Origin of the sequence: Staphylococcus sp. NAM3COL9 (assembly GCF_001431205.1) — a bacterium.
In the GTDB taxonomy this organism is placed as follows: domain Bacteria; phylum Bacillota; class Bacilli; order Staphylococcales; family Staphylococcaceae; genus Staphylococcus.
Window position 1 is genome coordinate 483,838 of record NZ_LGPC01000011.1, and the last position, 19,005, is coordinate 502,842.

The 19,005-nt window shown below is 32.2% G+C and carries 18 protein-coding genes; 1 reads left to right on the forward strand and 17 read right to left on the reverse strand.

Translation table 11 applies throughout. The features are described from left to right. Window positions 1-335: 335 nt before the first annotated feature. From ACA31_RS05285 to lepA, 12 genes are all read right to left on the reverse strand, one after another. Window positions 336-1,007, reverse strand: coding sequence for a hypothetical protein (locus ACA31_RS05285; RefSeq protein WP_057512316.1), 672 nt, complete (start codon window positions 1,005-1,007; stop codon window positions 336-338). A gap of 14 nt (window positions 1,008-1,021) precedes the next feature. Further along, complete coding sequence (gene floA / locus ACA31_RS05290) at window positions 1,022-2,005, reverse strand: flotillin-like protein FloA (RefSeq protein ID WP_002507475.1); 984 nt, start codon at window positions 2,003-2,005, stop codon at window positions 1,022-1,024. A gap of 12 nt (window positions 2,006-2,017) precedes the next feature. Then, window positions 2,018-2,728 carry an NfeD family protein gene (locus ACA31_RS05295; protein WP_057512317.1) on the reverse strand — a complete coding sequence of 237 codons (711 nt, stop codon included), beginning with the start codon at window positions 2,726-2,728 and terminating at the stop codon, window positions 2,018-2,020. Window positions 2,729-2,968: 240 nt separating this feature from the next. After that, window positions 2,969-3,139, reverse strand: a complete 171-nt coding sequence (gene rpsU, locus ACA31_RS05300; protein ID WP_002507473.1) for a 30S ribosomal protein S21 — start codon at window positions 3,137-3,139, stop codon at window positions 2,969-2,971. 187 nt (window positions 3,140-3,326) lie between these two features. Then, window positions 3,327-4,079, reverse strand: a complete 753-nt coding sequence (locus tag ACA31_RS05305) for a 16S rRNA (uracil(1498)-N(3))-methyltransferase (protein WP_057512318.1) — start codon at window positions 4,077-4,079, stop codon at window positions 3,327-3,329. A gap of 2 nt (window positions 4,080-4,081) precedes the next feature. Next, on the reverse strand, window positions 4,082-5,020 hold the full coding sequence (gene prmA / locus ACA31_RS05310; protein ID WP_057512319.1) for a 50S ribosomal protein L11 methyltransferase: 939 nt from the start codon (window positions 5,018-5,020) through the stop codon (window positions 4,082-4,084). A gap of 3 nt (window positions 5,021-5,023) precedes the next feature. Next, window positions 5,024-6,160 carry a molecular chaperone DnaJ gene (gene dnaJ / locus ACA31_RS05315; RefSeq protein ID WP_057512320.1) on the reverse strand — a complete coding sequence of 379 codons (1,137 nt, stop codon included), beginning with the start codon at window positions 6,158-6,160 and terminating at the stop codon, window positions 5,024-5,026. Window positions 6,161-6,306: 146 nt separating this feature from the next. After that, window positions 6,307-8,151, reverse strand: coding sequence for a molecular chaperone DnaK (gene dnaK / locus ACA31_RS05320; RefSeq protein WP_057512321.1), 1,845 nt, complete (start codon window positions 8,149-8,151; stop codon window positions 6,307-6,309). 55 nt (window positions 8,152-8,206) lie between these two features. After that, complete coding sequence (gene grpE / locus ACA31_RS05325) at window positions 8,207-8,821, reverse strand: nucleotide exchange factor GrpE (protein ID WP_057512322.1); 615 nt, start codon at window positions 8,819-8,821, stop codon at window positions 8,207-8,209. 26 nt (window positions 8,822-8,847) lie between these two features. Next, window positions 8,848-9,828 carry a heat-inducible transcriptional repressor HrcA gene (gene hrcA, locus ACA31_RS05330; RefSeq protein ID WP_057512323.1) on the reverse strand — a complete coding sequence of 327 codons (981 nt, stop codon included), beginning with the start codon at window positions 9,826-9,828 and terminating at the stop codon, window positions 8,848-8,850. Window positions 9,829-9,927: 99 nt separating this feature from the next. Continuing rightward, window positions 9,928-11,052, reverse strand: a complete 1,125-nt coding sequence (hemW, locus tag ACA31_RS05335) for a radical SAM family heme chaperone HemW (RefSeq protein WP_057512324.1) — start codon at window positions 11,050-11,052, stop codon at window positions 9,928-9,930. A gap of 98 nt (window positions 11,053-11,150) precedes the next feature. Next, on the reverse strand, window positions 11,151-12,974 hold the full coding sequence (lepA, locus tag ACA31_RS05340) for a translation elongation factor 4 (RefSeq protein WP_057512325.1): 1,824 nt from the start codon (window positions 12,972-12,974) through the stop codon (window positions 11,151-11,153). A 321-nt stretch (window positions 12,975-13,295) separates the two neighbouring features. On the opposite strand from lepA, the gene rpsT reads away from it, so the two are divergent. Beyond that, complete coding sequence (gene rpsT, locus ACA31_RS05345; protein ID WP_057512326.1) at window positions 13,296-13,547, forward strand: 30S ribosomal protein S20; 252 nt, start codon at window positions 13,296-13,298, stop codon at window positions 13,545-13,547. A 162-nt stretch (window positions 13,548-13,709) separates the two neighbouring features. Here rpsT and holA read toward each other — a convergent pair whose 3' ends face one another. From holA to ACA31_RS05370, 5 genes are all read right to left on the reverse strand, one after another. Then, a complete protein-coding gene (gene holA, locus ACA31_RS05350; RefSeq protein WP_057512327.1) occupies window positions 13,710-14,684 on the reverse strand; it encodes a DNA polymerase III subunit delta in 975 nt (324 codons plus the stop codon). Window positions 14,685-14,756: 72 nt separating this feature from the next. Continuing rightward, entirely contained in the window at window positions 14,757-16,724 is a 1,968-nt protein-coding gene (locus ACA31_RS05355; RefSeq protein WP_253721364.1) for a DNA internalization-related competence protein ComEC/Rec2, read from the reverse strand. 246 nt (window positions 16,725-16,970) lie between these two features. Further along, window positions 16,971-17,432 (reverse strand): ComE operon protein 2, encoded by a 462-nt coding sequence (locus ACA31_RS05360; RefSeq protein ID WP_057512329.1) that lies wholly within the window; start codon window positions 17,430-17,432, stop codon window positions 16,971-16,973. A gap of 84 nt (window positions 17,433-17,516) precedes the next feature. After that, entirely contained in the window at window positions 17,517-18,236 is a 720-nt protein-coding gene (locus ACA31_RS05365) for a helix-hairpin-helix domain-containing protein (RefSeq protein WP_057512330.1), read from the reverse strand. A gap of 51 nt (window positions 18,237-18,287) precedes the next feature. Further along, a complete protein-coding gene (locus tag ACA31_RS05370) occupies window positions 18,288-19,004 on the reverse strand; it encodes a class I SAM-dependent DNA methyltransferase (RefSeq protein ID WP_057512331.1) in 717 nt (238 codons plus the stop codon). Window position 19,005 lies beyond the last annotated feature (1 nt).

Consider the following 19,005-nt stretch of genomic DNA (forward strand, 5'->3'; position numbering starts at 1 on the left):
ATATATTCGTTTCTCTTATTTTATCTTGTTAGATTTTAACTTACAAAAATTATTATCATTCACTATATTATTTTAAACATTTAACAATTCAATCATATATTGATGATTACACCATCATTGTATCACGAATTAACTATATATTATTTCAAAGTGTATTAAAATAGAGACTCATTTATCAAATTTTACATGAAGTTTACATTTTTATTAGTCGTGAGCTATTAGTTTAATTTATCATGGTTATATTTTCATTGAAATTATTGTAAAAACACAAAAACGCCTTACAGAGTTATCATATATCGACTCCATAAGGCGTTTAATTTATAGACTATACTGTGCTATAATCTTTTTGGTCTTTCTAATACTTCTGACCAAATAATACCATTTACAACTTCATCTTCTGCAAACCTGTATTTTTCATTGGTAATTGGAATCTGAATTGACTGTGCATCCATTAACTGTTTTAAACGAAAACGTTTTGTTCTCTCAGATAAATATTTATCTGAAATAATAGCACGTGCTCGTCTTTCAGTTCTCTTCAGTTTTTTCTCGTTTTCACGATCTATTTCTGTACGCACATCTTGTAATTCGCCCATTAAATCTGCTTCAAGTTCTTTTCGCAGTTTATCCTCTTTTTGCTCTTGCGAACGCTTTAGCTTTTCTGCTTCAGTCTCGTTATCTGTACGCATTGTTCGAGTCGATTGTTGAGGATTTGGCGATTCCATTTTTTCAACTCTAGTTTCAACTGGTCTTGTAGGTTCCGCACGTTTTTGCGGTTGTTGTTCAATATCTTTACTCGTTGGTCCTTCATTCATTTGTTGTTCGATTTCTTTGAATGCTTTACCAATTTCTTCAAGAAAACCGCCTTTTTTAGGTGGCTGACCATTTCGATTAGGTTGATTGTTAATTGGTGGTTTTTGGTTTTTTCTTTCTTTATGACTATTATCGCTAATAGCGCTGACTATTGTAACAATCACAGATATTACAAAGATAATAATAGCTATATTCATTTAATCACCCCTAATTAATTTTCCGGTGATTCATCATCTTTTTGGTTCGTACGTTCGTTGATTGAGTTTCTCATGCCTGTATCTGCTTCAACATTTTTAAGATTATAATAATCTTTAACGCCTAAGTTACCAGAACGTAAAGCTTCTGCCATAGCAAGCGGAACTTCTGCTTCTGCTTCAACAACTTTAGAACGCATTTCTTGAACTTTAGCTTTCATTTCTTGTTCTTGCGCTACAGCCATTGCTCTACGTTCTTCTGCTTTAGCTTGTGCAATGTTTTTGTCAGCAAGTGCTTGTTCAGTTTGTAAGTCTGCACCAATGTTTTTGCTGATATCAACGTCAGCAATATCTATTGATAAGATTTCAAACGCTGTACCAGAATCTAAACCTTTGCTAAGTACTGTTTTAGAAATATTATCTGGGTTTTCTAAAACTTGTGTATGGTGTTCACTAGAACCAATTGTTGATACGATACCTTCACCAACACGCGCAATAATTGTTTCTTCACCAGCACCACCTACTAAACGAGCGATGTTAGCACGAACAGTAATACGCGCTTTAGCTTTTACTTCGATACCGTTCATCGCTACACCTGCGATGAATGGTGTTTCTATTACTTTAGGGTTAACTGACATTTGAACAGCTTCTAATACGTCACGGCCAGCTAAATCAATAGCTGCACCACGTTCAAATGGTAAATTGATGTCCGCTCTTTGTGCTGCAATGTTAGCATCAACAACTCGGTCAACGTTTCCTCCTGCTAAGTAATGTGATTCAAGTTGGTTTGTTGTTAAATTCAAACCAGCTTTATGTGCCTTAATTAATGGCGAGATAACTTTTCGTGGTGAAACTCTACGAAGTCTCATACCAACTAATGTTCCAATACCTACTTTAACGCCTGCAGCTATTGCTGAAATCCATAATCCGACTGGAACAAATGAAAATAGTAATAACAAAGCTATTACTACTATGACGACGATAACAACTAATCCGATCATACTTTCTCTCCTTTATGATTCGTTTTCTCTAACAACAACTCTCGTACCTTCAACTTCTAAAATGGTCACTGATTTATTTCGCAAAATAAATGATCCATCAGAAACTGCATCGATACGCTCGTTATTGAGGGTAATGATTCCTGCTGGTCTTAAATCTGTTAATGTATTAGCAGTAAGACCAACTAAATGAGAGCGATCTTCATGTGAAGTGTAGCCTGCCTCTGCATTTGTAGAATCCTTCAAAACTACTTTATCTAAAAACGGTATCTTACGTTTGAAAATTTTCACTAGTATCACCCACTCTATGATTGATAATATCAATGCTACAACCACACTAGCAATCATATAAATTAAATTGTCACCTAAAGTAATAATACTAAAAATTATTAGTCCCATACCTATCATACCGATAATCGCACCAACAACAAAAAGTTCTATTATTACCAATATGACACCGATTCCAAATAAGATGATTGAATACAAGTTGACATCGCCTTTTACAAAAAACCCTAAAAAGAGTATCAATAAGGCTAATGTGGCAACAATACCCACAATATTTATCTTATTAGAGTATAATTGAAATAAAAATCCTAGGAAGATAATACAAGTTAAAATCAAAGCCCCAAACGGACTGACGATAACGCTTGCAACATTATCAATCCAATTTCCTTTTTCAACAAAGTTGACTGAAAATATTGTATGTATACTACTCGAAGGAATCACTCTATCACCTCGCTCTCAACTTAATTATACATGAAATGAATGTATGATTATAGCGTTTATAGCATAAATGTTAATTATATTAATTTTTTTCAAATCATGAACCTGAATTTATAAAAAATAGCCTTAGTTGTTCAACAACTAAGGCTATTACTATTTATAATTAATGTTGGTGTTGAGGGAGTCAACGACACAATTAATTATTAGAATATTCGTTTACGTGCAAGCTACCGTTAGTAAATGCTATTTACGTTTACGCGCAGCTTCTGATTTTTTCTTACGTTTAACACTAGGTTTTTCGTAATATTCACGCTTACGAACTTCTTGAATTGTACCGCTTTTAGAAACTGTACGTTTGAAACGACGTAACGCATCTTCAAGTGATTCATTACTCTTAACTGTTGTTTTAGACATGTGTATTTCCCTCCCTCCAAATATCAACGAAACTTTATTATCATTTCATGGTTATGACCATGTATTAATCAGTATAATATATCTGATTAAAGCGGTCAATTAGTAAAATTTACATTTTTTTAATTTAAAGCGAAATTTGTACTAAAATGTAAGTATTGTATTACTTAATACACTATCATTTTTAATATTAATCTAATAAGTCTTTTTGAAAACTTACAGCACTTAATACGTAAAGTGGTGCAGTTTCTGCTCTTAAAATCCTAGGACCTAGACCAATTTGATATGCCTTACCATCAAACAATGCTACTTCTTCCTCTGATAAGCCACCTTCTGGTCCAAAAATAACTAACACACGCGCACTAGGTTTCATTTCACGAACTACAGACTTAAAATTATACGTTTCACCTGTTTTGGCAGCATCTTCATAAGCGATGAGTACATAATCGTATTCATCAATATAATTATAAACTACATTTAAACTTGTTTCATAAGTTATGGATGGTATAGCTAATCGGTAGCTTTGTTCAGCTGCCTCTTTAATAATCTTTTGCCAACGCTCTAATTTTTTATCAATCTTACTATCATTTAATTTAACCACTGAACGTTTCATACCAGCAGCTATGAAATGATTTGCGCCTAATTCCGTCGATTTTTGGAGCATCCACTCATATTTATCAGCTTTAATTAAACCACTACAAATTGTAATATATTGTGGCAATTCAGTATCAATATCAATTTTTTCAACCAATGAAAGTTCAACACCTTCAGTAGCTATATCGATAATTTCACATTTATATACGTTCTGATCCACAAATGTAATGATTATTTTATCGCCAGTCTGATGACGCATCACATTAGATATATGATGTATGTCACCTTTATCAGTAATGAAAAAACGCTGATTTGCATCAGCGTTTTGGTCAATAAAGTATCTTTGCATTGTTATTCGCTCACTTTCTGTCCAACGATACAAACCCAACTGTTATCGTGATTAATAGAAATAATTTCAAAACCACTATGCTTCATATGATTTACAATAGACTCATATTTTTCTTCTATAATACCAGAAGTTATAAAATAACCATCTTTGTTTAAAACATTATAGGCATCTTCGATCATTTCATCAATAATGTGAGCTAAAATATTGGCGACAACAACATCAAATTTTTCAGTTTCCTCTGTTAATAAGTTACCAGAAACTGCTTCAATTGCCTTGTCACAATTATTTTTTGAAAAATTTTCTTTAGCAACTTTTACTGCCATTTCATCAACGTCTAATGCTTTAATACGTTTAACACCTAAAAGATGTGAAGCAATACTTAATATCCCTGAACCTGTACCAACATCTATGACTGAATCACTCGGTTTCACATAAGTTTCAATTGCTTTTAAACACATGCTCGTTGTAGGATGGTCGCCTGTACCGAATGCCATACCTGGATCCAATTCTATGCACAATTCACTATCATCTTCTTTTTGGTACGTTTCCCAACTAGGGACTATCGTAAATTGTTTTGATGCGCGAAATGGATGAAAATAATTTTTCCACTCATTTTCCCAATCTTGTTCTTGAAGCATTTGCTCTTCGCAGTTGAAAATAATATTATCTATAGATTCAACTTGCGAAATTTCATTTAAAAGCTCTTTTCTAAACGTTTCAGTGTATTTCAGTTCATTAAAATACGCTTTTATCCTAACCCCTTGTTTAGGATAATCATTGGCATTAAGCGCATATAGTTCGCCATATTTATCCTCAAAGTCATGATTTAAGTCCTGGGAATCCTCTATAACGACACCATTAGAACCAAAATTTTCTAATATATTAGTGATTATAGGCGTTACCTCATGATTAGCAATGATTGATACCTCGGTCCAGTTCATATTCTAATCTCCTTTAAAGAATCTTTTAGCTTTGTCTCTAAAATTTGATGTTTGCTCAGAAATGTCTTCGCCATCAATCTCGGCAAATTCTCTTAATAATTCTTTTTGTCGATCGCTCATTTTACTTGGTGTTACAACATTTATATTTATAAATAAGTCACCATAGCCGTAGCCATGAACATTCTTAATTCCTTTTTCTTTTAGACGGAATTGTTTTCCAGTTTGTGTACCTGCTGGAATTGTTAACACTACGCTACTATTAAGCGTCGGCACTTTAACCTCGTCGCCTAGTGATGCTTGAGCGATACTGATATCAAGTGAATAATAAATATCATCGCCATCTCTTTCGAATTTTTCCGAAGGTTTAACTCTAAATACAATATATAAATCACCTTGAGGTCCACCATTTTCTCCAGGAGCACCTTCACCAGCTAATCTAATTTGTTGTTCGTTATCAACACCCTCAGGTATTGTGACATTAATTTTAACATTTTTGTTCTCAGTACCTTTACCCTTACATGTTGGACATGGTTCTTCAAACTCTTGGCCAGAACCACTACATACTGGACAAACTTTTTCAGTTCTAACTCTGCCAAGTATTGTATTTTGTTCTACAGACACATGTCCAGCACCACTACAGTATTGACAAGTTTTCTTTTTAGTTCCTGGTTTAGCGCCTGCACCATCACAAGTGTGACAAGACACATCTTTACGGATTGAAATTTCTTTTTCACTACCAAAGACAGCTTCATCAAATGTCACTGTCATCGTATACTGCAAGTCATCGCCTTTTCTTGGGGCGTTAGGATCACGTTGTTGACGTCCGCCACCGAAGAATGAACTGAATATGTCTTCGAAACCGCCGCCACCAAATCCACTAAAGTCTTGTCCACCGAATCCTTGACCGCCAAAGCCGCCTTGAGGACCATCATGACCAAATTGATCATAATTTGCGCGTTTATTCTCATCACTTAATGTTTCATAGGCTTCAGAGATTTCTTTAAACTTCTCATCAGAACCTTCTTCTTTATTAATATCTGGGTGATACTTCTTTGATAATTTACGATAAGCCTTTTTAATTTCATCTTTAGAAGCGCCTTTGCTGACACCTAAGACTTCATAATAATCTTTTTTGGCCACTAATATCTCTCCTTTTACTGTATTATTAAATCATTTTAAAAAAAGGAAAAAGTCAAAGCCAATGTTCAATTGACTTTGACTTAATTTGGCTAAGCAATTGTGTCATATTTTTCTATTAATAACAATTAATTAGTCAATGACTATACTTATTTTTGGTTGTCTTGGTTGTCGTCATCTTTTACTTCTTTGAAATCAGCATCTTCAACATCACTATCTTCTGAAGCATTTGCTTCTTCACCTTGTGCTTGTTGTTGAGCTTGAGCAGCTTGTTCATATACTTTTGTTGATAAGTCTTGAACTACTTTTTCTAATTCTTCTTTTTTAGCTTTGATATCTTCAATATCTTCGCCTTCAAGTGCTGATTTTAATGCTTCTTTTTTATCTTCAGCATTTTGTTTATCTTCTTCGCTGATGTTTTCGCCTAGATCAGTGATCGTTTTTTCAACTTGGAATACTAAGCTGTCTGCTTCGTTTCTTGTATCACTTTCTTCGCGACGTTTTTGGTCAGCGTCAGCATTTTCTTCAGCATCTTTAACCATACGATCGATTTCATCATCTGATAGTGAAGAGCTAGATTGAATTGTAATATTTTGTTCTTTGTTTGTACCTAAGTCCTTAGCAGTAACGTTTACAATACCATTTTTATCGATATCGAAAGTAACTTCGATTTGAGGTACACCACGTGGAGCTGCTGGAATATCAGTTAATTGGAATCTACCAAGTGTTTTATTGTCTGATGCCATTGGACGTTCACCTTGTAATACGTGAATATCAACTGCTGGTTGGTTATCTGCTGCTGTTGAGTATACTTGTGATTTAGATGTTGGGATTGTTGTATTTCTTTCGATAAGTATATTCATACGTCCACCCATAATTTCAATACCTAATGATAATGGTGTAACATCTAATAATACTACGTCTTTAACATCACCAGTGATTACGCCACCTTGAATCGCTGCACCCATAGCAACAACTTCATCAGGGTTAACACCTTTATTAGGCTCTTTACCTACTTCTTTTTTAACAGCTTCTTGAACTGCTGGGATTCTTGTTGAACCACCAACTAAGATAACTTCATCAATTTCTGAACTTGATAAGCCAGCATCGCTCATTGCTTGGCGAGTTGGTACCATTGTTCTTCTGATTAAATCATCAGCTAATTCTTCAAATTTAGCACGAGTTAAATTAATTTCTAAGTGTAATGGACCATTTTCACCAGCTGAAATAAATGGTAGTGAAATTTGAGTTTGAGATACGCCAGACAAATCTTTTTTAGCTTTTTCAGCAGCGTCTTTTAGACGTTGTAAAGCCATTTTATCTTTAGATAAGTCTACGCTGTTTTCTTTTTTGAATTCAGAAACTAAATAGTTAATGATTACTTCGTCAAAGTCATCTCCGCCTAGTTTGTTGTCACCTGCAGTAGAAAGTACTTCGAATACGCCGTCACCTAATTCAAGGATTGAAACGTCAAACGTACCGCCACCTAAGTCAAATACTAATACTTTTTCTTCTTGTTCTGTTTTGTCTAAACCATATGCTAAAGCTGCTGCAGTTGGTTCGTTAATAATACGTTCTACTTCTAAACCAGCGATTTTACCAGCATCTTTAGTTGCTTGACGTTCACTGTCGTTGAAATATGCAGGAACAGTAATAACTGCTTTTTCTACTTTTTCACCAAGGTAATCTTCAGCTGTACTTTTAAGGTTTTGTAATACCATTGCTGAGATTTCTTGAGGTGTATATGATTTACCTTCAACATCAACTTTGTAATTCGTACCCATATGACGCTTAATTGATTGAATCGTATTAGGGTTTGTGATTGCTTGACGTTTAGCAACTTCACCTACTTGAGTTTCATCATTTTTAAATGCAACTACTGATGGTGTAGTTCTAGCACCTTCGGGGTTTTGGATTACTTTTGGCTCATCGCCTTCTAAAATTGAAATACATGAATTTGTTGTACCTAAGTCAATACCTATTACTTTACTCATAAATAATTTCCTCCTGTTTGTTTATATAAATTGGTGTTTTCATCAATGTTAAATCCTATTGATTTACTTTAACCATTGAAGGTCTTAATACACGTTCTTTCAGTTTATAACCTTTTTGTAGCTCTTGAGTGATTTCGCCTGATTCAAAATCAGGATTGTCATCTTGAACTACAGCTTGGTGAAAGTTCGGGTCAAATTGATGACCTTCTGTTTCAATTAATTCTAAACCATTTTCTTTTAATGCATTAATTAAGCTTTCATGAATCATTTCTACACCTTTTTTAAGTGATTGGAATTGTTCATTCTCGCCTTCAATTTGTAGCGCACGCTCAATGTTATCAATTGTTGGTAAAATATCATTAAGCACATCTTGCGCTTTATATGCTTTCATTGTTTGATTTTCATTTTGGATTCTACGCTTATAATTTTCAAACTCTGCGTATAATCTTAAATACTTTTCTTCATTTTCTTGAACATCTTGCTTTAATTGTTGAATTTCTTCATCTTTAGGATCTACGTCTTCTGATGTTTCTTGTGAATCGTTCTCCTGCAGATTATCTTGTGATGCTTCTGTAGTTTCATCAGTATTTACAGAAGATGTATTTTTCTCGTTATCAGTTACATCTTCATTTGCTTCTTGATCAAATACTGATTCATTTTTTTCTGTCATTTTCCGCCCTCCAATACAATACTTAATTACCAAATCGTATTTAGTAATCGTATTACGTTCTGATAATTCATTGCTGTTGGTCCGATAACCGCAATTTGACCTTTTAATTTATCGTCAATGTGATATTGACTTGTGACGATAGAAATACCACTCAAACTTGATTCTATTTCATGTCCAATTTTGACGTTTATTGCCGAATTAGACATATCATCAAGCAATTGTGTGATTTTATTCGATTCTATATATTGCAAAATAGGTTGAATCGATGACACGTTCGTTTCATTTAACGCATCAATTAGTTTAACCTTTCCGCCCATAAAAATGCCATTACTTTGATTATCAAAATGAATCTCGATTGTGCTTAGCATATCTTTGATAAAATGCTTCTCTAATTCAGAATTAACAAAAGCATCTAACTCATTTTCAAAACGATGATGATTCCATTCATCATATTTAGCAGTAACAAAATTCGAAACTTTTGTCAGTTCGTCATTAGATAACGGAACTTCGGATGCTAAATGCAGATGTTCTACATGACCGGATGTGAACACAACTACCATTATAACCAAGTAGGCATTTGCTCGAATCAAATGAATGTTATTAATTATATCTTTTTTGTGATTTGGGCGCATTACCAACGTTGTATATTGAGACGCAATTGAAAGTTCATTTGCAAATTCACTCAGTGCTGAGGAAATGTCGTAATGATTATCAATTAGTAAATCACTCAAACGTTGAATTTTTGTTTGCTGTTGATGAGATGTTTGTTGCAATAATTGATTCACATAATATCTGATGCCTGACTGTGATGGTGATCGCCCTGATGAAGTATGTGTCTTCTCAATCAATTCAAGATCTTCGAGATGTTTCATCTCGTTTCGAATAGTTGCAGGACTAAAATTCAATTTGTGTCGTTCAATCAGTGTTTTTGAACCAATTGGATGACCTAAATCAACATAATCTTGAACAATTGCATTAAGTATGCTCAATTGTCTATCGCTAATCATGTTTTCACCTCATTAGCACTCTTTTGTTCCAAGTGCTAATTATAATTTATCAAATTGGTCAAAGTAAGTCAATGTTAAAGCACTCAAATTTTAAACTTTTTATACATTTAATAAAAACGATTCAAAGACAATGTTTCCAATGACTTTTCCACGTTCAGTCATCGTGATATGTCCGTTTTGATCAACTAAGAGTTCTCGTTGAATTAAGTCTTCTATAGTTTGACCATATACTTCTTCTAAGGTTTTCCCAAACTTTTGTGAAAAATTTTCTTTATCAACACCAACATTCATCCTTAATCTTAAAAACATTTCTTCTTCCATTTGCTCTGTTTCAGTAGGAAACGTTGAATCTAATACTGGTCTTTCATTGTTTTGTACTTTTTTAATATAATGATTTACTGGATTTACATTATTGTAACGCTCTCCATTTACATAACCACTTGCACCAGCACCAAAGCCATAATAACCTTCATTCTTCCAATATACTTTATTGTGTTCGGATTCATGTCCAACTTTACCAAAATTGGATATTTCATATTGATGCATCTCTGATTGTTCCATTCTTCCTAATAGATATTCATACATTTCTTCACCAATATCTTCATTAGGAACTTTCAATTGGCCTTTTCTATACATATTATAAAATTTTGTTTTGGGTTCTAATATCAAACCGTAACTAGATATATGATCAATATCCATCGACAAAGCCTTTTCTAGGCTATCTTGAAAATCCTCTAGAGTCTGGTTCGGTAAATGATACATTAAATCTAAACTAATAGACGGAATGCCAACCTGACGAGCATTAGCAACAGATTGATAAATATCTTCTGTTTTGTGTGTCCTACCAAGTATTTCTAATAATTCTGGTTTAAAAGTTTGAACACCCATAGATAACCTATTGACGCCGTAATCTTTAAGTAATTGAACTTTTTCAATTGTTAATTCATCGGGATTTGCTTCAAAGCTAAATTCACCTTTAATTTCAAAAGTATCTGTAATAGCTACTAATAATTTTTCGAGTTGTTGATAATCAAGTGCTGTAGGCGTGCCACCGCCAACAAAAACTGTTTCTAATTTTCTTACTTCACTTTGCTTCATTTCTGTGATTAAACAATCTAAATACGTATCAACTGGTTGGTTTTGTATAAAGTACTTGTTGAAATCACAATACGTACAAATCCTCACGCAAAAAGGAATATGGATATAAGCACTTTTCACTTCCATATTGCGTTCACCTACTTTCTTTTTTTGAAGATGTGAGAACACAACAAAAAACTGGGGCATAAATCGAATGGATTTAAGGCCCCAATGTTTAATTTATATTAATCTTCATCCATCTTAAGGACTGCTAGGAATGCATCTTGAGGAATCTCAACATTACCTACAGATTTCATTTTAGCTTTACCTGCTTTTTGTTTTTCTAGTAATTTTTTCTTACGACTGATATCGCCGCCGTAACATTTAGATAATACGTTTTTGCCCATCGATTTAATATTTGTACGTGCAACAATCTTTTGGCCAACTGCTGCTTGAACAGGCACCTCAAATTGTTGTCTTGGAATAAGTGTTTTTAATTTTTCGACTAACATTTTACCACGGTCATATGCGAATTCTTTGTGTACTATAAAGCTTAAAGCATCTACTTTTTCGCCATTTAACAATATGTCCATTTTTACTAAGTCACTTTCTTTGTTATCAATAAATTCATAATCAAAAGAAGCATAACCTTTTGTATTAGATTTAAGTTGATCGAAGAAATCAAAGACCACTTCTGATAATGGAATTTCATAAATAATATTTACACGAATATCATCCATGTACTCCATATTTACAAACTGTCCACGTTTACGCTGACATAATTCCATTACAGCACCAACATAATCATTAGGTACCATCATAGTAGCTCTAACAAATGGTTCGTAAATCGTATCAATTTTATCTCTTTCAGGCATATTAGCTGGATTATCAACAGTAACTTCTTCACCTGTTTTCATAATACATTGATAGATTACTGACGGTGCCGTTGCGATAAGTGCAATACCAAACTCACGTTCAATACGTTCTTGGATAATTTCCATATGAAGCATACCTAAGAAACCGGTACGATAACCAAAGCCTAATGCCTGTGATGATTCAGGTTCGAATTCCAATGAGGCATCATTTAACTGTAATTTTTCTAATGCATCACGTAAATCATTGTAATCTTTGTTATCTATAGGGAATAAACCACAAAATACCATCGGGTTCATTTTTTTATAACCTTGTAGTGCTTGTTCTGCAGGGCGGTTTACATGCGTGATTGTATCACCAACACGTGAGTCATCAACATTTTTAATACTAGCTATAATGTATCCTACATCGCCGACTGTAAGTTCTTCAACTGCTAACTGTTTTGGCGTATTAATACCAACTTCAGTAACTTCGAAATCTTTATCTGTAGCCATCATTTTAATGCGATCTCCAGGTTTAACCGTACCTTCCATAACTCTTATAGATGAAATAACGCCTCTATAAGGGTCATATTCAGAATCAAAAATAAGTGCTTTCAAAGGTGCTTCAGGATCGCCTTGTGGTGGAGGGACAACCTCAACAATTTTTTCAAGAATATCTTCTATACCAATATTAGATTTTGCACTTGCTAGCACAACCTCCTCTTTATCGATACCGATGACATCTTCTAATTCCTGTTTCACACGTTCTGGCTCTGCTGCAGGTAAATCTATCTTGTTAACTACAGGCAGTAACTCTAATTCGTTATCTAGAGCTAAGTATACGTTAGCTAATGTTTGTGCCTCAATACCTTGCGCTGCATCAACTACTAAGATTGCACCTTCACATGCGGCTAATGATCTAGACACTTCGTATGTAAAATCTACGTGTCCAGGTGTGTCAATAAGATGGAATGTGTATATTTCACCATCTTTAGCTTCATACTTTAAGCGAACTGCATTTAATTTAATTGTAATACCACGTTCTTGTTCTAAATCCATGGAATCTAGCAATTGTGCGTGCATCTCTCTCGATTCAACTGATTTCGTATTTTCTAAAATCCTATCAGCTAACGTAGATTTACCATGGTCTATATGTGCGATAATAGAAAAGTTCCTAATATTTTCGCGTTTATTGAAACGGTCTTGTTTATCCATGTATTATCCTTCTCACTTTCATAATTCTAGCCCGTAAATATGTATGACATTCTTTGATATAATAACGTTTTTACTAGGTAATTGCAAACTTACTACGATTTTTTACTATTTTCTATAAATCATTGCTATACTTGATATTATATTCTACTTTGCATTATAGAGTGAATGTTCTTCTTTTCCAAATAGTATTGTACCATTTTCATCGATTCTATGCGCATGCGATAAATAAATGATTGCAGAAAGGCGCTCGTTTTGATAAAATATTTCTTGTTGTAATCAAATTCATTTTGATAGCGAAATCATTATTAGGAGGTGACACACATGCCAAACATCAAATCTGCAATTAAACGTGTTAATACAAACCGTACTGCTGAAGAGCGTAACATTTCACAAAAAAATGAAATGCGTACAGCAGTAAAAAGAGCACACACAGCAATTGAATCAAATGCTGACAACAAAGCTGACTTAGTAAACTTCGCTTTGAAAAAAGTAGATAAAGCTGCTCAACGCAACTTAATCCACACAAACAAAGCTGGTCGTATCAAATCTTCACTTATGACAGTTGCTAAATAATAAAAAAGTTCAAGCCTTGGCTTGAACTTTTTTTATTTACATAAATAAATGATTATATGTATAACAAAAAAGTCTGACCACTATGGTTTCAGGCTTTTTGTATTATTATATGATTTTAAATTTGTATTAACTTTCGAAAAATATTAATGCAAGCATTTAAAATTAAAGTGATAGAATAAATAATTCCAATATTAAATGCTTATCCATATAAGAAGATTTTAATTTATAGTCTGTCTCCGCACAGTTATCAATAATATTCAATAAACTTTCCAACTGATAATGCCTTGCCTGATTCAATGCTAATTTCACTCTATAAGGATGTACATTTATTGTTTTTGCAATTTGTTGTCCACTATAACCCTTTTGACTCAATATTTTGCTTTGATAAAATAAACGATAATTACTCGTAATAAGTGCTAATAATTTAATAGGCTCTTCCTTCATTGCAATCAAATCTTTCACTAATCGCATTGCTTTAGCCTTATTATTTTTTTGGATGTATTCTGTCAGTAAAAACACATTTTGTTCAAGACTCCTGTTTACAATTTGTTGGACATCTTGTTTGTTTACCGTTGGTCTATCTCCTAGAAAAAGAATCAATTTTTCAATTTCTTGTTTTACTATATTGAAATTAATACCTGTTAATTCTATGAATAAATCTAAAGCATCTTGTTTTATATCTTTATAATTTCCATGTAATTCATTTTTAATCCAATTTTTAATTTCATCTTCAGACATTTGTTCAATTTTTTTCAATTGAGCATTCTTTTTCAAAGTTTTCACTAATTTTTTTCGTTCATCAAGTTTAGAATGGTAAACTTCGAATACAATCATACTCTCGCCATCGTATTTTTCTATAAATTCCATGAGTTGATCTATATTATGATTTACATCTTTAGGCGCTTTTTCACCAGTGAATACATATGCATTTTGTACTAACACTGCTTTTTTATCTGAAAAAAATGGCATCGTTAAAGCTTCTTCTATTATTGGAGATAAATCGCTTTCATATAGGTTGTATTTAACAAAATTGAAATCATCTTTTGGAGTATCTAAATATTTTTCTATTACTTCTGTAGATTTCTTTTCAATTAATTCAGGCACTTCTCCGTATATTGTAATTATATTATCGCTCATATGTAGCACCCTTTCATCACTATTACACATTTAATCATTATATCATGCAGTGCTTTATCTCTCTACATAAAATCATTGATTTATATTAGCACTAAGATTAAAATTTGAATTTAATGTAATAGAAATTTCTCCAACTTCACTTGTTTGTAAAACTTGAGAATTTATATTTTTCAAACGATCTACTATTTCTTCGTTGGGTAATTTATATCTGTTATGTTTACCAACAGAAATCAAACTTATTTTCGGGTGAAGTGTATTTATAAAAGATGCGCTAGAACTTGTTTTACTACCATGGTGTCCTACTTTTAAAATATCAATATTTTCAATGCGATACTTATTCAACAACAACTGTTCGTTATTTTTTGAAACATCACCCATAAGTAAAATCTTGAATTTATCATATTCAATTAATGTAATAATTGATTGTTCATTTAAATCATCCGATGCTGTAATTGTGGCATCTAATAATTTGATTTTCGCTTTGTTAAGTGAAAAACTTTGTATTGATTTAAAGTCTAATAATTTTATGTTAAAACCTTTGCATATATTAACTAATGATTTCAGTTCTTTCAAGTGGTAACTATTTTTATTAATTATTAGATTTTTTATAGAAAAATTCTCAATCAAAAAGTTAAGTTCTCCCATATGATCTATATGTGGATGAGTAACAATTAAATAATCTATATTTTTAATACCATGCTTTTTCAAAGTCGGTAATATATGAAATTTTGATATATTATGTTGGCTTGATTCTCCTTCTTGTAATAACTTGCCCCCCGTATCAATCAATAAACTCTCTTGTCTGTTTGTCTCAAATAAAATAGCATCTCCCTGACCAACATCAAGCATTGTCAATTTATAATCATTAGATAATGGCAATACCGTAACGACTATATATAATAAAAGAAATGAACAAATAAATAAGCTATAAAATTTATGCGTAAATAATATTAAACACGCAAATAAAAGCGCAAACCCTAAAGTAATATTTAAATCCTTTAACTCAGGTATATACCATTTGTATGAGCTTAAATCAACAAACATATCCAAAATAAAATCATGTATTTTTAAAATTAAATTAAGCAAATAAGTTAAAGGTACGATTTCAAATGGAAAGTGACTTACAATAAAAAATAAAATTGCGAGTGGGAAGAGTATTATGGTATAAAAAGGAACAAAAATAAGATTTGCTAAAAAACCAATCCATTGGATCTGGTTAAAGTTAATAGCGCTAATCATAAATGAGCCTAACTGAGCTATTATAGTAATAATTAGAAGCGATTTTACCATTGAGGATTGAGCTATTAATGGTAATGAAAAAAGTATGAAAAATGTCATTAAAAATGAAAATTGGAAGCCTATATTATAGACATAAGCAGGATATATAATCGTTAATATTATAAATAAAAGTGCGAGTATATTCATTGAATTCTTTATAATTGTTTTAGGAATTAAAATGATTATTAAAGCTGCTAAAATTGATCTTACTGCACTAGGAGCTAAATCAGTATAAAAAGCATATATTGGTAGTAAGATAAATAATACTATTTTGATATAAGCTAACGGACACTTAAAAATGTTTAATACATATATTAAAATGCCTATAATCGTTGCAATATGTGTGCCACTTACTGCTAATAAATGATATATGCCAATTTCTTTAAATTTATCTAATTCATTATTATTAATTTTCGAGGTATCTCCATTAATTAATGCAATAACTCTCTCTGGATGCTTGACTTTGGTATGAACTAAACGTTCGAAAATATATTGTTTATGCCTATCTAAAATAGCATAATAATTCGAATTGTTTAGTTTGCAACTTTCGAAATCTATTGTATTAATAAAAAGTGAAATAGGGCTATATGGGGACTGATTTAACGGTTTTAATATTGCTTTCACATTACATGTCTTTTGATAGAACTGTATGTATTTATTACTGTTAATGTTGTTATTAACATAAAAGTAATAGTTATATTTTTTATTATTGATTTTTGCTTTACCTTGTAGTTTTTGATGTTTCAAAATAGGTTTAGTCACAAATTGTGCATCTACTTCAATATTTTGATTTAAGTAGGCTGCACGTGCTTTATTCTCACTTACTAAATTACTCTGAAGCATCAAATAACTAATGAATGGTACGATTAAAAGAAATAAAATTTGAAACCACTTTAATCTTTTGCGTATTACTAAAAAAATTAAAATAGCACATAAAAATATCGATAATAATTTAACATGTAGCCATAGGATACCGACTAGATAGGCAATTGCATAGTAAATCAGTGATTATTTATTGGTAAGGTATTGTGCTACATGTTCTTGATTAAATGGTATTTTTTTATAATCGATACCTGATTGCTTTAATAACTTTAACGCATATGAATGGTTGTGATAGTCTTCAGCGTAATAAATTGTTTGAATACCAGCTTGGATGATTGATTTCGTACAATTTAAGCAAGGGAAATGTGTAACATATATCGTTGCTCCGTCTGTGGACACCCCTTGTTTAGCACATTGTAGTAACGCATTCATTTCAGCATGAATTGTACGTATACAATGACCATCCTCTAATAAACAATCCTCATCTATACAATGAACTTCTCCTGAAACTGAGCCATTGTAGCCACCAGCGATGATTCTGTTATCTTTAACAATTGTTGCGCCAACAGATAATCGTTGACAAGTGGAACGTAACGCCAATAAATGACTTTGAGCCATAAAGTATTCTTCCCATTTAATGCGATCCATGATGTTATACCTCCATTAATAGTAATTATTTATTTTATAAGTATCTATAGGTTAATTTGTATTGAGTTATATTGCAATAAAAATTTATATCGTAAAATATGCTTCGAATTTTTCAAGTGTCTTTGCTCCAATTCCTTTAACTTCTGTTAATTGCTCGATAGATTCAAAAGCACCATTTTGTTCTCTATATTCTATAATAGATTTAGCTTTTGTAGGACCGATGCCCGGAACGGTTAACAGCTCCGTTTCTGTAGCACTATTAATATTTATTTTCTCCTTATTAGTGCTATTGTCATTAACTTTTGTTGAGTTTGAACTTGTGCTTCTATTAGTACTATTATTAATATTTTCATTCGCTTGTTGATTTAAATTTATTGTTTCCTCTTTCTTCGGCACATAAATTAATTTTTGATCTACTAATTTTTCAGCTAAATTTATTTTCGACAAATCAGCATCATCAGTAACAATTGCCCTATCTAGAAGCTGCTTAATTCTATCAGAAGATTTCATTTTATAAATATCAGGATGCTTCACTGCACCTTTGATGTCCACAAAAATGTCTTCTGTTTTAATCTTCTTTGGTTGTTCAGAACTATTTTTCATATGCCTTACATTGGTCTCTAATTGTGATTGTGCAGTTGTGGTAATGTCGTCATTCGAATTTATTATATTGTGATTATTTTCGTTTGTAAAACTACTATGCAGCAACCAAACTATCAGAGACACCACGAGAATTAAAATTGCTATAGCAACTGCTTTGTACTTACAAATGATTTCTTTTAGATTGTTCCACTGATCTAACAATAAAAAATCACTCCTTTGTACTATACACGTACAAGGGAGTGATTTTACTTTTTATTTTTTGACAATGAAAAACAGTCGATGTCCTTCATTACTATTATTCTTAATATCAAAGTCGACAAACGTAGTAATTTGTCTAAACCCTACATTATTAAGCATTTCAATATAATCTGATTCTGTGTAAGTACGCTGATAGTGTGATTCATCGAACCTTGCATATTGATTGTCATCTTGTTTAATAAAGAATGACATATCATGCCAAACGCTCAGTGGTTCCTCACCTTGCACGGCTTCCCAACCAAGAAAAACTTTTTCAGATTCATCGATATAACTTTGGTTATTAAATAATGTATTCATTTTAAAAGGTGTATGAACATCAAACATAAACACACCTTCTATTTCTAAATGGTTAAAAACATGACTAAATGTGGTGAAGACGTTATCTTTTACAGGTAAATAATTTAAAGAATCACAAAAAATTGTAATTACATCAAATTTCTGATTCAATTCAAATTCAGTCATATCACCTTCTATCCAATTCACTTTGTTAGATTTTTGTGTTGCTATCGAAAGCATATCAACACTTAAATCCATACCTGTGATTTGGTCAAAGTCTGTTAGCAATGATGTTAAACTCCCTGTGCCACAACCAATATCTAATATAGATGTCCTATTTTCAGCAAAATGGTTTACAATTTCTAACCACGATTCATAGGGTTGATCTAACGTTAGTTGATCATAAAACAAGCTCATTTCTTCATATTGCACCATA

What these genes read in the sequence shown, in the direction of transcription:
- ACA31_RS05285 (WP_057512316.1), bottom strand. Translation starts at nt 1,007, where the DNA reads ATGAATATAGCTATTATTATCTTTGTAATATCTGTGATTGTTACAATA.
- floA (WP_002507475.1), bottom strand. Translation starts at nt 2,005, where the DNA reads ATGATCGGATTAGTTGTTATCGTCGTCATAGTAGTAATAGCTTTGTTA.
- rpsU (WP_002507473.1), bottom strand. Translation starts at nt 3,139, where the DNA reads ATGTCTAAAACAACAGTTAAGAGTAATGAATCACTTGAAGATGCGTTA.
- ACA31_RS05305 (WP_057512318.1), bottom strand. Translation starts at nt 4,079, where the DNA reads ATGCAAAGATACTTTATTGACCAAAACGCTGATGCAAATCAGCGTTTT.
- prmA (WP_057512319.1), bottom strand. Translation starts at nt 5,020, where the DNA reads ATGAACTGGACCGAGGTATCAATCATTGCTAATCATGAGGTAACGCCT.
- dnaK (WP_057512321.1), bottom strand. Translation starts at nt 8,151, where the DNA reads ATGAGTAAAGTAATAGGTATTGACTTAGGTACAACAAATTCATGTATT.
- grpE (WP_057512322.1), bottom strand. Translation starts at nt 8,821, where the DNA reads ATGACAGAAAAAAATGAATCAGTATTTGATCAAGAAGCAAATGAAGAT.
- hrcA (WP_057512323.1), bottom strand. Translation starts at nt 9,828, where the DNA reads ATGATTAGCGATAGACAATTGAGCATACTTAATGCAATTGTTCAAGAT.
- hemW (WP_057512324.1), bottom strand. Translation starts at nt 11,052, where the DNA reads ATGGAAGTGAAAAGTGCTTATATCCATATTCCTTTTTGCGTGAGGATT.
- lepA (WP_057512325.1), bottom strand. Translation starts at nt 12,974, where the DNA reads ATGGATAAACAAGACCGTTTCAATAAACGCGAAAATATTAGGAACTTT.
- rpsT (WP_057512326.1), top strand. Translation starts at nt 13,296, where the DNA reads ATGCCAAACATCAAATCTGCAATTAAACGTGTTAATACAAACCGTACT.
- holA (WP_057512327.1), bottom strand. Translation starts at nt 14,684, where the DNA reads ATGAGCGATAATATAATTACAATATACGGAGAAGTGCCTGAATTAATT.
- ACA31_RS05360 (WP_057512329.1), bottom strand. Translation starts at nt 17,432, where the DNA reads ATGGATCGCATTAAATGGGAAGAATACTTTATGGCTCAAAGTCATTTA.
- ACA31_RS05370 (WP_057512331.1), bottom strand. Translation starts at nt 19,004, where the DNA reads ATGGTGCAATATGAAGAAATGAGCTTGTTTTATGATCAACTAACGTTA.